The organism is Pseudomonas sp. B611 (assembly GCF_055407965.1).
In genome coordinates this window covers 38850-52325 of record NZ_JBUZST010000022.1, presented here as the reverse complement: position 1 = coordinate 52325, position 13476 = coordinate 38850, and the positions used below count along the sequence as shown (strand labels likewise).

The following is a 13476-nucleotide window of genomic DNA, read 5'->3' as shown; positions in this document are numbered from 1 at the left end:
AGTTCCAGGCAAACAGAAATGTTATCCACACAAATTGTGGATAACCTTGTGAACAGAGCCTGTTTTGCAGGCTGAAACGCCCGTACTACAAGGCTTTCAGTCAGATCGGGCATTTTTTGCGCACATAAAAAAAACCCAATATTTCATTGACTTGATGTTGCTGTGCGACTACCCACACCGGGACGTTATATCAGACTGTTGCCTGCTACAGACGTTCGCTCGGATCTGTCGGTGGCTTTGGTGTGGGAGCTGGCTTGCCTGCGATAGCGGCAGGTCAGTCACTGAAGGGTTGGCTGATAAACCGCTATCGCGGGCAAGCCAGCTCCCACAGGGATAAATATGCACCTCCCAGAAACAACAACGCCCCGTCGAGACGGGGCGTTGTGTGTTCAGGCGCCGATTACTTCTTGGCGGCTGGTGCAGCAGGTGCCTCAGGGGCTTCAGCCTTGGCTGGGTCCTTGATGGCCAGCAGTTCCAGGTCGAATACCAGCACGGAGTTGGCTGGAATCGCCGGGCTCGGGCTCTGCTCGCCGTAGGCCAGATCGGAAGGAATGTACAGCTCGACCTTCTCGCCCACGTGCATCAGTTGCAGGCCTTCGACCCAACCCGGGATCACACCGCTGACCGGCAGGTCGATCGGGCTACCGCGATCCACGGAGCTGTCAAAGGTGGTGCCGTTGGTGAGCTTGCCGGTGTAGTGAACAGTCACCACGTCAGTCGGCTTAGGCTGTGCGCCGTCGGCTTTCTTGGTGATCTTGTACTGCAGACCGGAAGCGGTGGTGACGACGCCGTCTTTCTTGGCGTTGTCTTCGAGGAACTTCTTGCCGGCGGTTGCCGACTCCTGGCTCATCTTGGTCATGCGTTCTTCAGCACGCTTTTGCAGTGCGGCAAACGCTTCAACCAGTTCGTCGTCTTTGAGCTTCTGCTCTTTCTTGCCGACGGCGTCTTCGATGCCTTGGGCTACTGCTTTGGAGTCCAGGTCATCCATGCCTTCTTGGGCAAGGCTCTTGCCCATGTTCAGGCCGATGCCGTAGGAAGCTTTCTGCGCCGGGGTTTTCAGCTCTACGCTGGTCTGCGAATCACAACCCGCAAGTACCAGGCTAACCAGGGCCACCGCCGCCGCCAACCGATGCTGTTTCATGCTATTTCCTTGTTCATGCGCCTAAAGGGCATTCGAATAAAGTCGCGAGCTTATCAGGCGGCCACGACCAATGGCTACCGGCATGTGAGCCATAAATTTTCGATAAGTTCACGTGTTTAAAAGCATTTTCATTCATGATGAGGGCCCGCGAAGGATCGCGGGACCGCCTGTTCCGGGCTCATGGCCACTTGCCGCACCTGTGGCGTAGTGGCATAACAACGCGACAACTCGACAAGGATAGTTATCTTGCGCATTTTTTCCCGTGTTTTACTGCTGATTCTCGCGGCACTGGGGCTGGTCCTGGCCGTGGTGCTCTATTACATCGTCAACCCCAAGCTGCCGGACTACGTGGCCGTGCAGCAGGTGCACTATGGCGATCAATGGAGTGCCGCCGACCGCCAGACCTATTACTTCACCCCCCAGGGCACCCAGGTCAAAGGCCTGCACTACGACTGGTTCACCGCCCTCGAACTGCCGTTTTCCAAACAGCGTTTCGCCACGCCCGAGTACCTGGCGCGCTTCGGTTTCCTGGTGGACCCCAAGCAAGTCGCCACCGCGCAGAACCCCGGCAACCTGCCGGTGGGTTTCGCCCGTCACCAGAACGCCGGCAACCGTGCCGAATACCTGGACATCACCTGCGCCGCCTGCCACACCGGCGAGCTGCATTTCAAAGGCCAGGCCCTGCGCATCGACGGCGGTTCGGCCCAGCATGTGCTGCCGTCCAGCGTACCGACCCTGCGCGGTGGTAGCTTCGGCCAGGCCCTCGTCGCCAGCCTCGCCGCCACCTATTACAACCCGTGGAAATTCGAGCGTTTCGCCCGCCAGGTCTTGGGCGAGCGCTACGACGCCGAGCACAGCCAACTGCGCCAGGACTTCAAGCAGTCGCTGAACACCTTCCTCAAAGTCGCCTGGAACGACACCCACCGCGGCCTCTACCCCACCCAGGAAGGTCCCGGCCGTACCGACGCGTTCGGTCGCATCGCCAATGCCAGCTTCGGCGACGCGATTTCCCCGGATAACTATCGCATCGCCAACGCACCGGTGGACTACCCACAGTTGTGGGATATCTGGACCTTCGACTGGGTGCAATGGAACGGCTCGGCCCAACAACCGATGGCGCGCAATATCGGCGAAGCCCTCGGCGTCGGAGCGACCCTGAGCTTCTTCGACAGCGCCGGCCAACCCCTGCAAGGCGATGCGCGCTACCCGTCCAGCGTGCGCGTGCGTGACCTCAACCTGATCGAAGAAACCCTGCAACGCCTCAAGCCGCCGGCCTGGCCCGAAGACCTGTTCGGCGCGGTGGACAAGCCCCTCGCCGCCCAGGGCCGCGCACTCTTCGCCGAAAACTGCGCCGGCTGCCATGTGCCCACCATCACCCAGGAAAACGGCCGCCCGGTGCAGCAACTGAAAATGCTCCCGGTGGACTACATCGGCACCGACCCCGGCACCGCCAACAACATCGCCGACCAACGCTACGACCTCAGCGCCCTGCAATGGGACCCGGCCGAACTGGCCCAGTTGAATGTGCAACTGCACCCCACGCCGAGCGAACCCCTGGACCTGAAAAAAATGTCCGTGGCCAAGGGCCTGGCCTACGTCACCGCCTTCGTCGAAGAGCACGCCTACCGCGCCGCCGGCGTCACCCCGGCCGAGCGTCCGCGCCTGGACGGCTACGGCCTGCCCATCGGCGTACGCGAACTGCGCGCCTACAAGGCGCGGCCACTGGCCGGTGTGTGGGCGACGCCGCCGTTCCTGCACAACGGTTCGGTGCCGACGATCTACCAGTTGCTATCGCCCCAGGACGAACGCAGCACCACCTTCTATAAAGGCACCTTCGACTACGACCCGCGCCACCTGGGCTTTCAGACCGGCGCGTTCAAGAACGCCTTCCTGTTCGATACCAAAATCACCGGCAACCACAACAGCGGCCACGAATTCCGTGCCGGCCAGCGTGGCAATGGCGTCATCGGCCGTGGCTTGCAGCCACAGGAACGCTGGGCGCTGCTGGAATACCTCAAAGTGCTGGGCGGCCCGCTGGAGCAACAACTGCCATGATGATTCGATCCCCCTACGACCGCCCTTCCCTGCTCGCGCGCCTGTGGCTGCGCATCGGCGCGTTTCTCGGCAAGACCTTGCTGTGGCTGGTGGGCCTCGGCCTGCTCGGCTGGCTCGGCGCCAGCGCCTGGTACGCCTGGCAACACAGTGGCCCGGTGTCGCCGGATGAGCAGATTCCGGCAGGCGAAGCCGCCATGACCCAAGGCATCATCCAGACCGCCGTGCGCATCGTCGACCAGCACCGTGAAGGCACGCGCTACCTGCGCGATGCCCACGCCAAGGCCCATGGCTGCGTAAAGGCCGAAGTCAGCGTGCTGACGGACCTCGACCCGGCGTTGCGCCAAGGCGTGTTCGCCGAGCCGGGCAAGACCTGGCAGGCGACGATGCGCTTGTCCAACGGCAACGCCTACCCGCAATTCGACAGCATCCGCGATGCGCGTGGCATGGCCCTGAAGCTGCTGGATGTGCCGGGCAAACAACTGCTGGCCGACCAGCAAAGCCGCAGCGAACAAGACTTCGTGATGTTCAGCCACCCGAACTTTTTTGTCAGCGATGTGGCGGAATACGCGCAGAACATCGGCGCCCAGGCGGATGGCAAAAAGGTGCTGGCGTTCTTCCCCAAGGTCGACCCGCGCAGCTGGCAAGTGCGGCACCTGTTTATCGCCCTGGCCACCCTGGCGCCCGCACCGGCCAGCCCGACGCAGACCACGTACTTTTCCGTCTCGCCCTACAAGTTCGGCACGGCAAATGCCAAGTTCCGCGTCGCACCCGATCCGCAAAGCTGCCCGGAATATGTCCTGCCGAAACAGAACCAGGACCTGCCGAACTTCCTACGCAGCGCGTTGAATCAGCAACTGTCCACTGACCGCGTCGCGGCCTGTTTCGTGTTGCAGATCCAGCGGCAGAACCCGCAGAAATTCATGCCGATCGAAGACACCAGCATCGAATGGAAAGAGAGCGATGCGCCCTACGAAACCGTGGCGAAAATCCGCATCCCGGCGCAGGATTTCGACACCCCCGAGCAGAACCTGGCGTGTGACAACCAGTCCTTCAACCCGTGGTTCGGCATTGCGCAGCACCGCCCCATCGGCGGTATCAACCGGTTGCGCAAAGCGGTGTACGAGGCCGTCAGCGATTACCGCCACAGCCGCAACGCGCCTTAGCTTGAGGGGAACAGGCGCTCGGCAATAAAGTCCACGAACACGCGGATTTTCGGCGACAGGTGACGGCTGGACGGCCACAACGCCCAGAACTGTCCCTGATCGCTGCACAGCTCATCCAACACGCTGTGCAGCCGCCCCTGGGCCAAGGCCTCGCGGGCGAGAAAGTCCGGGACAAAGGCAATCCCGTGCCCATCGACGGCGGCCATGAGCATGGCTTCCATATTGTTCAGGGTCATTGCGGTGGGCAGGCGCAACGCGGTGAATGCGGGATCGGCGGCCAAGGTCCAGTCCATGATTTTGCCGGTGGTGGCAAACCGGTAACGCAGGCAGGCGTGGTGTTCCAGATCCTTCACCGCCAGCGGCCGAGCATGGCGCTGGAAATATTCCGGCGACGCACACAGCAGAAACCTGAACGGCCCCAGCCGACGCGCCATCAATTTCGAATCCGCCAGGCCGCCGCTGCGGATCGCCACATCGATGCCCTCCTCGATCACATCCACCAGCAGGTCGTTGAAATCCAGCTCCAGCTCAACCTCCGGGTAGGCGCTGCGGAACGCCGCCATGTGCGGCATCAGGAAGCGATAACCGATGGTGGGCAAACTCACCCGCAACTTGCCACGGGGTTGCTGGGCCACGTGGGAGAGCATGGCCTGCGCATCCTGCAAGTCGTCGAGGATTTTGCGACAGCGCTCGTAAAACAATTGCCCCTCCGCCGTCAGGCTGACCTTGCGCGTGCTGCGCTGCAACAACCGTACGTTCAGCGACGCTTCCAGCTTGGCGACATTCTTGCCCACTGCCGACGCGGAAATCCCCAGGCTCCGCGCGGCTGCGACAAAACTGAGGGCCTCTGCCGTTTTAACGAAGGAAATCACACCACCCAGACTGTCCATCGCGCCATTACATCCTTTTTGTCCGCTATCAGTGGAAGGTAAGCCTGTTTATCTGCAATTGCATCCTGAATAGATTAATCAGGACTTCAACGGAACGATAAAGGACGGATGCCATGCACCCCCATCGCTACACCATCCTCGCGGCGATTTGCCTGGCCGCACTGGTCTTGCCGATGAGTTTTACCGGCGGCGCCGTGGCCACGCCGTTCATTGGCCGGGCCTTTGACGCCACACCCACTGAACTGACGTGGATCACCAATGCGTTCATGCTCAGTTTCGGCAGCTTGCTGATGGCCGCAGGCACCCTCGCCGACCGCTATGGGCGCAAGCGTTTGTTCATTGGAGGCATAGGCTTGTTTGCCGGCGTCTCCCTGTTGCTGGCGGTAGCGCCCAGCGTGTTCTGGCTGGATCTGCTGCGCGGCGCCCAAGGCATCGCCGCTGCTGCCGCCTTGGCCGGCGGCACGGCCGCGCTGGCGCAGGAGTTCGACGGCCATGCGCGCACGCGGGCGTTCAGCCTGCTGGGCACCACGTTTGGCGTCGGCCTGGCGTTCGGGCCGCTGCTGTCGGGCGTGTTGATCGAATGGATGGGCTGGCGCGGGATCTTTCTGTTTACCGCGCTGCTGGCGCTGGTGTCCCTGGTGTTTGCCGTGCCGAACCTGCGCGAAAGCCGCAATCCGCACGCCCAGCATCTGGATATACCCGGTGTACTGGCGTTCTCGGCTTTGTTGATCGCCTTCACCAGCGCCGTGATCCTCGCCCCGGGGCACGGCTGGAACGCGCCGTTGATCCAGGCATTGCTCGTTGTGTCGGTGGCGCTCGCCGGGGTGTTTGCCTGGGTAGAAACACGCGCCAAACAGCCGATGCTGGAGCTGCGGCTGTTGCGTTTTCCGCGCTTTGTCGGCGTGCAGATCCTGCCAATCGGCACCTGCTACTGCTTTATCGTGTTGGTGGTGCTGCTGCCGATCCGCTTTATCGGCGTCGAAGGCCTCAGTGCATTCGACGCCGGGCTGCGCATGCTTGCCCTGTCAGCCCCCATGCTGCTGGTACCAATGCTGGCGGCGTCGTTGACCCGCTGGGTGTCGGCCGGGCGCCTGTGCACCGTAGGATTTTTGCTCGCCGCCGCTGGCCTTTATCGGTTGAGCACCCTCCCCGCCGACGCACACGGTCAACTGATCGCCGCCCTGCTGCTGATCGGCTTGGGCACGGCGGTGCCGTGGGGCTTGATGGATGGCCTGTCGATCAGCGTGGTACCCAAGGAACAAGCGGGCATGGCGGCAGGGATTTTCAACACCACCCGCGTGGCCGGCGAAGGCGTGGCGCTGGCGATTACCGTGGCGGTATTGAGCACACTGGTGGCCCATCACTTGAGCCTCGACAGCCGCCTGGCGCCGGAAGCGCTGTCACGGGTGGCGCAACACCTGGTCATGGGTGATGTGCAACAGACGGGTCAAATTCCCACAGCGACACTGCGTGCAGCCTACACCGCCGGGTTCAATACCTTGCTGCAAGTGCTGGCAGTGTTCACCGCGCTGACGGCAGTGATCGTCTATCTCTTCCTCGGACGCCAACAGCCTGAACCGCGTAAAGACTGCGTAACAATGAACCCGGCGCCGTAAGGATTGCGTCGCCTCTATTGAGGCGCTTTCACCGCACCTCTACGGTGAACACCTACTCCATCACGTAGGAATTCACCGTGGAAAGTTCAACCCTCGGCATGCTCGTACTGACCCTGATCGCCGTGTTCGGCACCGCCGCCTTTTGCTTCGAGCACCTGGCCACGCGCCAGCCGCGCAAGAAAAAAGCCAAGTAGCCGTCAGGCTTTGGTATCGGGCGTCGGTTCGCTGATCACCAGTTCCTCGGGGATCTCATCCACCCGTGGGTCCAGCACCGCGCCCATCGGGTGTTCAGGCATGGCCACGTGATGCAACGGCGCGCCTTCGACAAGGTATTCGCCGGTGACTTTTTTCGGCTGCACCCGCCAGATCAGCAGCAGCGCGCAGGCCGAGAACAGCATGTAGAACGCGCCATGGCCGTAGCTGTTCATCAACGCACCGCTGAGCATCGGCCCCAGGCTGGCACCGATACCGTGGGTGGCGAGCATCATCGCGCTCAACGGCACACGTCGCGGTTGTTCAACGTTGTCATTGGCCAGCGCCACCGCCAGCGGGTAGAGGGTGAACAGCAGCAAGCCGCTGAGAAAACCGAACACCAGCAGCAGTGCATAGGGCAGTTGCACCAGGCCCCACAGCGGAATCACCACCAGCCCCAAGGCCAGGGCGCAGGCGCGAATCAAGCGCGAGCGATCAATGCGATCCGACAGCCAGCCGATGGGCCACTGGCCGCACAGCCCGGCAAAAATCGACACCGCAACAAAGGTACTGGCCTCGGCGGTGCTCAAGCCGTTGCGCGTGGCGAACACCGGTGCCAGCGCATAGAACGCGCCGACCATCAGGCCGGTGACGAATACCGTGGTCAGCGCCTGGGGTACCCGCCGCCAGAAAAACCCCACTTCCAGCGGCGCCGCCACCAGCTTGGCCGGGTGCAGGCGCTTGGTCATGGTCACCGGCAACAGGCAGGCGGCGAAGCAGATCGCGACGATGATCAGCGGCTTGAAATCCAGCTCCGGGCGCCAGATCAACACGCCCTGCCCCAGCATCAGGCCCAGCGACACCGCCACCATGTAACCGGCGAACACCGCGCCGCGCTGGTTGTTTTCCGCCTGCTCGTTAAGCCAGCTTTCGATGACCATGTACTGGTTCATCATCACCAGGCCCATCACAAAACGCAGCGCCAGCCAGAACTCCAGCTGCTCGAACAGCACATGCAGCAACACGATGATGGTGGCGACGCCGGCGCACGCCACGTACGAACGTACATGCCCGACCCCGGCAATCATGCGGTGGCCAAACTTGGCGCCACACACCATGCCGCCGTAATACGCCGCCGTCAGCGCACCGATCCAGACCTCGTTGATGCCCTCGCTGCTCAGGCGCAGGCCGATAAAACTGAAAAACAGGCCGTTGCCGGTGAGCATCAGAATGGTCGCGCTGTACAGCGCGGGAAAGGTCAGGAAAGTCAGGTTCATGATGGCTCAGAGAGGGTTGTTCAGGCGGCTGGCATGGGCCAGCAACCATTGGCGAAAACTGCGCGCCGCCGAGGGCGGGTTGCGGTGATGGGGTTGCATCAGGTGCAGGCGGCCACGGCTGTGCATGGTGTGGGGCAAGGCCATTTGCAGGCGCCCCGCGTCCAGTTCGCCGGCGAGCAAACTCTTCCAGCCGAGGGCCACGCCGTGGCCCATCACCGCCGACTGCATCAACAGTTGATAGCTGTTGGTACGCAGCGCATGACGCGGGGTGTGATAGTGGGCGTCGGCGTCGGCGAACCAGTCGGTCCAGGTCAGCCAGTCGTGGTAGTGGTCTTCCACGATCAGCAATGTGTGGCCGTGCAGCAGGTGTTGCACGTCGTGAATCGGCCCGTGGCGCTCTATATAAGCCGGGCTGCACACGGTGATGACCTGTTCGTTGTCGAACACCGGCGACAGCTCCAGGCCGTGGGGCGCGGGCAGTTCGTCGAGGTGGTAGAACAGGCCCAGGTCATATTCGCTGACATCCAGGTGGCTGGGGCTTTCGCTGCACAGGATGCGGATGTCCAGGTCCGGGTGTTCACGCTGGAACTCCGGCAACAAGCCGGCCAGCCAGATTGAGCTGATGGTCGGCGTGCTGGCCAGGGTCAACTGGCGGTCGGCACCGCGTCGGCGCAACTCGGCGGACTCACGGTCGAGTTCGCGCAGCAGGCGCTGGATCGTGCGGAAGTAACGCACCCCGGCCGGCGTGAGGCTAAGGCCCTGGGCCAGTCGGTAAAACAATGGGCGAGCGAGGTCTTCTTCCAGGCGCTTGACCTGGCGACTGACCGCGCTTTGGGTCAGGTTCAGTTCATGGGCGGCCTGGGTAAAGCTCAAATGCCGGGCGGCCGCTTCGAAGGTCTGCAAGCAATTGAGCGGAGGAAGATCGACGTTTCGGCGCGACATGAAAGATTCCAATGGCAGAGACAGGCCCTTGACGCCAGCCAGTCAGCACAAAAGTACCTTGTGGCGAGGGAGCTTGCTCCCGTTGGACTGCGCAGCAGTCCCAGCTCTTTAGCTAAAGAGCGGGGCCGCTTCGCGACCCAGCGGGAGCAAGCTCCCTCGCCACAGGTACAGCGTTCGTTCTTGACTGACTGGTGTTGGGGATCACGTTGGCAGGCATCCTGCCAGTTGCCCACTCACAGCGCGACCCTGGCTACGCGTTTGCTCCACTGGCGACGGTGTTCCAACTGGCCATTTTCCCAGGCAACCTGCTCGGCTTCGACGTAGAACCACTCGGCGTCGGCGCTCACGCTCAGACGGCTTTCCACGTCCACAGCCCATTCATCGCGGCCAACCCGGTAGTGCCACTCGATATCGGCGCGGGTGGACAACGGGTCCCAGGGCAAGGTGCGGTATTGCTCGGTGCAACGCTGGTCGACCGCCAGGCCATGGTCGGTAAAACGCACGGAACCCAGGTCATCTTCGATCTTCACGCAGACCTCGCCACTGCCCACGTCCTCGATCAAGGTGCGCTTCGGCGCAGCGGCGCGCAGCACTTCCATGGCGACCGGGGTAGCGGCTTGCGGCGCTTCAAACGGGCACTCCACCGCCTCACCGGTAAACACCGGCAGTTGCAGGCTTTGCAGGCCGGGCAACAAGGTCAGGGTGGTCAGTTCGCGACTCGGCCATAACAACGGAAAACTCGCGGTGCTCAGGGCCAGGCGCAAACGGTAGCCGGCCGGCAGGCGCATGCCGATGTGGTCGAGGTTTAACTGCACGTCCATCGGTGCACCGGGGACTACGGGTGATACGTGGGAAAAGTCCTCACGAAGCGTGAGATTGAGCACACCGTAACTGATCTGGGTGACTTGCCCGTCCGGCGCGATGGCATTCAGGCGTGCGACCAGTTGCCCGCAGGCGGTGTCACTGGCCAGGCGAAATGTGAGGCGCGCATCGCCCAGCAACGCGAGGGGTTCGCTCAGGGGCTGGGAGTCGAAACACAGCGAATTGGCATCATCACGGCGCTGATCCGTAGGGCCGTCGGGGCCAAACCAGATGGCGCAGTATTCGCCCTGGTGCAGGCCGGTGGTCAACGGTGAGCAGATGCTGCGCGCGGCGGCCAAGGGTGCTGCGCCGGGGTTAAGACCGTCAGCACTCAGGCTGTAATCAGTCCACTGCACCTGCGGATCAGGCCAGCCCGCCGTCTGCACCCAGATACCGGGGCGCTCAGCGTAACTGCCCCGTGGCGGTAGAACATCCTGTAGGTAAAAGGTGCAGGCTGCGTCATCCATCACCCCATTATCGATACCCTTCAGCCAGTGATCCCACCAGCGCTTGGCCTCTTGCAAGAAGCCGATGGCCGGATTCGGCACGGCGAAGTGTGGGTATTTGTGAATCCACGGGCCGATCATGGCTTTCTTCGGCCCCGGCAGGTGTTCCATCAGCCGTGAGACCGTGTTGCGGTAGGCATCGCCCCAACCGCCCACCGCATACACCGCCGCCTTGATCTGCGAATAGTCCTCGCACACCGAACCGTGGCGCCAGTAATCATCGCGGGTCTGGTGTTGCAACCAGGTTTCGGCGAGCAGCGGCATGGCGTCCAGGCGTTGCTGCCAGAGGGTTTTCCATTCATCGCCGACCAGCAAGGGATCGGGCACGGCGGCGCTGAAGTTGAGCATGGTCGCGGCCCAGCCGAAGTTCTCCATCAGCAGGTTGCCGCCCTTGTAATGGATGTCGTCGGCGAAGCGGTCATCGGTGGAGCACAAGGTAATGATCGCCTTCAGCGCCTCGGGCTGGCGCGCCGCGACTTGCAGGCCGTTAAAGCCGCCCCAGGAGATCCCCATCATGCCGACGTTGCCGTCGCACCAGGCCTGCTGGCACAGCCAGTCGATCACTTCGAGGGCGTCGTCCTGTTCCTGCAACAGGTACTCGTCGGCCATCAGCCCTTGGGATTCGCCGTTACCGCGCATGTCTACGCGCACACACACATAGCCCTGCCCGGCCATCCACGGGTGGGTCAGCGCATCGCGCACAGCGGTGCCGTCGCGCTTGCGGTACGGCAGGTATTCAAGGATCGCCGGAAAGGTTTGCAGGCCGGCGACTTCCGGCAGCCAGATGCGCGCGGCCAGTTGGGTGCCGTCCTTCAGGGGGATCAGGCAGTGTTCGATTTCACGGACCTTGTAGGCAAATTCGGTAACGATTTCCATCGGTAACTCCAAACTTTTATTGCGAACAAACGGCTCCCCCGCGCTCTCTGGGGAGCGCGTGAGGAGACACACAGGTTTCAGGATTTAGCGGGCGAACTCGGCGACGGGGCTGGCGCCGCGCAGCTCGGGATCAGTGGCCGGCTTGAGGTTTTTCACATCGAGCAGCGCCGGGTTTTTCAGCCAGAAGATCAGCGAGGTACTGGCCAGCAGCACCAGGATCATCCCCGGCAAACCGCCGAGATTGGAGAGCATCTTCACCCCGTCGATGCCGATAAACGACACCATCACCCACGACACCGTGCCGATGATCACACCCCAGACAATCTTCAGCATCGGGTTGCCGTCGAGGTCGGAATCGGCGGTCACGCCCTTGCTGCACAGGTTGGCGATCACGTCGGTGCTGGAGTCCGCAGCGGTGACAAACGAGATGAAGGCGACGAACAGCAGGAACGCGATCATCAGCCCGCTGGCCGGCAGTTGCTGGAACATCTGGTACAGCACGTGCTCCACGCCCTGCTCGTTGAGCACGCGGTTGAGGCTGCCATCGCCGAGCGCATCGAAGTAGAGGCTGGTGCCGGAGAAGATGCAGATCCACACCGCCGTGAACAGCGCCGGGAACAGCATGTTGATATGGATGAATTCACGCACGGTGTAGCCACGGCCGATCTTGCCGAGGAACAGCGCACTCACCGGCGCCCAGGCAAACCACACCGACCAGTAGAACACCGTCCAGCTCTGCGGCCAGGTGTCGCCACTGGCGGCGCCGGTGAACAGGCTGCGGCTGAAGAAGGTGTCGAGGTACACGCCGAGGGATTCAACACCGAGGCTGAACATGTACAGGGTTGGCCCGCACAACAGCACGAACAGCCCCAGGGCCAGCATGATCCAGGTGTTGAACGAGGACAGCATCACGATGCCTTTTTGCAGGCCGCTGGCGGCCGAGGCGACAAAGGTGATGACGATGATTGCGATGATGATCGCCAAACGGAACGGCGTGGTTTCGCCGCCGATGTATTGGCTCAGGCCACCGGCCAGGGTCAGTGCACCCGTGCCCAGGGACGAGGCCATGCCGGCAACCAGGGCGAACATCGCCAAGGTGTCGATCAGCCCGGCGTAACGCTTGACCCGCGCCGCGCCCAGCAAGGGTTCGAGCATCGCGCCAATCGAGAAGTTGCTGCGGCGGTTGTAGAACACCAGCGCAAATACCAGGGACGGCACTAGGTAGATTGCGTACGGGGTGATGGTCCAGTGCAGGAACATCGTCGACATCGCAAAGCTTTTCGCCGCTGAGCTGCCCGCTTCAATCGGCAGGCTGGTGGGCGGACCGTACAGGTGGTATAGCGGCTCGGCGGTGGTCCAGAACAACACACCGACTGCCAGCGTGGTGCACAGCGCCACCATGAACCAGCGCCATTTGCTCAGCAACGGCTGGGCGTCTTCGCCGCCGATGCGTACTTTGCCCAGTGCCGAGAAGTAGACGATCGCGGTCAGCACCACCATGGCAAACGAGCCGGCGCTGAACAGCCAGGAGAAGTTTTTCAGAATCAGGTTATTGAGCTGTTTGCTCACCGCAAGGAACGCATTCAGGTCGATATAGCTAGCGATCACCGCCGCCAGCAGAATCAGGAAAGTTGGCCAGAACACCAACGGACGTAGTGGATATTTCATGGAGTGCCGTTCCCCTTGCAGACTATTTTTTTATCGCCTTGAAAGGCCATTGTTAGAGAGCGGGCACCGCAGCGTCCTGCTGCCGGTAGCTCGCCTGGAAGTCTTCGCGTGGCTATAGATAACCGTTTATGCGGCAAGGGGCGCAATCGACCAATGTGCATGGGGGTATTCCCCCACGTCATGACGCACCAGCACAGTTCAGGGCCTATAAGCAGTGCACAGCGGCAAGGCAGCAAGAGGAAAAATCGCAGACGAAAAAAAGCCCGCTCAATGAGCGGGCTTTCTTGTG

The 13476-nt window shown here is 62.1% G+C and carries 9 protein-coding genes; 3 read left to right on the top strand and 6 right to left on the bottom strand.

The features are described from left to right. Positions 1-400 precede the first annotated feature (400 nt). Positions 401-1141, bottom strand: coding sequence for an FKBP-type peptidyl-prolyl cis-trans isomerase (locus tag ACZRMO_RS27170; RefSeq protein WP_207041557.1), 741 nt, complete (start codon positions 1139-1141; stop codon positions 401-403). A gap of 246 nt (positions 1142-1387) precedes the next feature. On the opposite strand from ACZRMO_RS27170, the gene ACZRMO_RS27165 reads away from it, so the two are divergent. Both ACZRMO_RS27165 and ACZRMO_RS27160 read left to right on the top strand, forming a co-directional pair. Further along, a complete protein-coding gene (locus ACZRMO_RS27165) occupies positions 1388-3196 on the top strand; it encodes a di-heme-cytochrome C peroxidase (protein ID WP_463974892.1) in 1809 nt (602 codons plus the stop codon). Then, complete coding sequence (locus ACZRMO_RS27160) at positions 3193-4359, top strand: catalase family protein (protein WP_463974891.1); 1167 nt, start codon at positions 3193-3195, stop codon at positions 4357-4359. The genes ACZRMO_RS27165 and ACZRMO_RS27160 overlap by 4 nt, the downstream gene beginning before the upstream one ends. On the opposite strand, the gene ACZRMO_RS27155 is transcribed toward ACZRMO_RS27160, so the two are convergent. Further along, the gene (locus ACZRMO_RS27155; protein WP_463974890.1) at positions 4356-5249 is read right to left on the bottom strand and encodes a LysR family transcriptional regulator; all 894 of its coding nucleotides are present in this window, start codon (positions 5247-5249) and stop codon (positions 4356-4358) included. The genes ACZRMO_RS27160 and ACZRMO_RS27155 overlap by 4 nt on opposite strands. Before the next feature lie 113 nt (positions 5250-5362). Here ACZRMO_RS27155 and ACZRMO_RS27150 point away from each other — a divergent pair, with 113 nt between their 5' ends. Continuing rightward, positions 5363-6865 (top strand): MFS transporter, encoded by a 1503-nt coding sequence (locus tag ACZRMO_RS27150; RefSeq protein ID WP_463974889.1) that lies wholly within the window; start codon positions 5363-5365, stop codon positions 6863-6865. A 197-nt stretch (positions 6866-7062) separates the two neighbouring features. Here the strand turns inward: ACZRMO_RS27150 and ACZRMO_RS27145 are convergent, their stop codons facing one another. The 4 genes from ACZRMO_RS27145 to ACZRMO_RS27130 all read right to left on the bottom strand — a co-directional run bounded on the left by ACZRMO_RS27145 (position 7063) and on the right by ACZRMO_RS27130 (position 13187). Next, a complete protein-coding gene (locus ACZRMO_RS27145; protein ID WP_207041549.1) occupies positions 7063-8334 on the bottom strand; it encodes an MFS transporter in 1272 nt (423 codons plus the stop codon). 6 nt (positions 8335-8340) lie between these two features. After that, entirely contained in the window at positions 8341-9276 is a 936-nt protein-coding gene (locus ACZRMO_RS27140; protein WP_463974888.1) for a LysR substrate-binding domain-containing protein, read from the bottom strand. A gap of 233 nt (positions 9277-9509) precedes the next feature. Continuing rightward, a complete protein-coding gene (locus ACZRMO_RS27135; RefSeq protein WP_463974887.1) occupies positions 9510-11519 on the bottom strand; it encodes a CocE/NonD family hydrolase in 2010 nt (669 codons plus the stop codon). Between the two features lie 84 nt (positions 11520-11603). Further along, entirely contained in the window at positions 11604-13187 is a 1584-nt protein-coding gene (locus ACZRMO_RS27130; RefSeq protein WP_207041543.1) for a BCCT family transporter, read from the bottom strand. Between the last annotated feature and the right edge of the window lie 289 nt (positions 13188-13476).

What these genes read in the sequence shown, in the direction of transcription:
- ACZRMO_RS27170 (WP_207041557.1), bottom strand. Translation starts at nt 1,141, where the DNA reads ATGAAACAGCATCGGTTGGCGGCGGCGGTGGCCCTGGTTAGCCTGGTA.
- ACZRMO_RS27160 (WP_463974891.1), top strand. Translation starts at nt 3,193, where the DNA reads ATGATGATTCGATCCCCCTACGACCGCCCTTCCCTGCTCGCGCGCCTG.
- ACZRMO_RS27155 (WP_463974890.1), bottom strand. Translation starts at nt 5,249, where the DNA reads ATGGACAGTCTGGGTGGTGTGATTTCCTTCGTTAAAACGGCAGAGGCC.
- ACZRMO_RS27150 (WP_463974889.1), top strand. Translation starts at nt 5,363, where the DNA reads ATGCACCCCCATCGCTACACCATCCTCGCGGCGATTTGCCTGGCCGCA.
- ACZRMO_RS27145 (WP_207041549.1), bottom strand. Translation starts at nt 8,334, where the DNA reads ATGAACCTGACTTTCCTGACCTTTCCCGCGCTGTACAGCGCGACCATT.
- ACZRMO_RS27140 (WP_463974888.1), bottom strand. Translation starts at nt 9,276, where the DNA reads ATGTCGCGCCGAAACGTCGATCTTCCTCCGCTCAATTGCTTGCAGACC.
- ACZRMO_RS27135 (WP_463974887.1), bottom strand. Translation starts at nt 11,519, where the DNA reads ATGGAAATCGTTACCGAATTTGCCTACAAGGTCCGTGAAATCGAACAC.
- ACZRMO_RS27130 (WP_207041543.1), bottom strand. Translation starts at nt 13,187, where the DNA reads ATGAAATATCCACTACGTCCGTTGGTGTTCTGGCCAACTTTCCTGATT.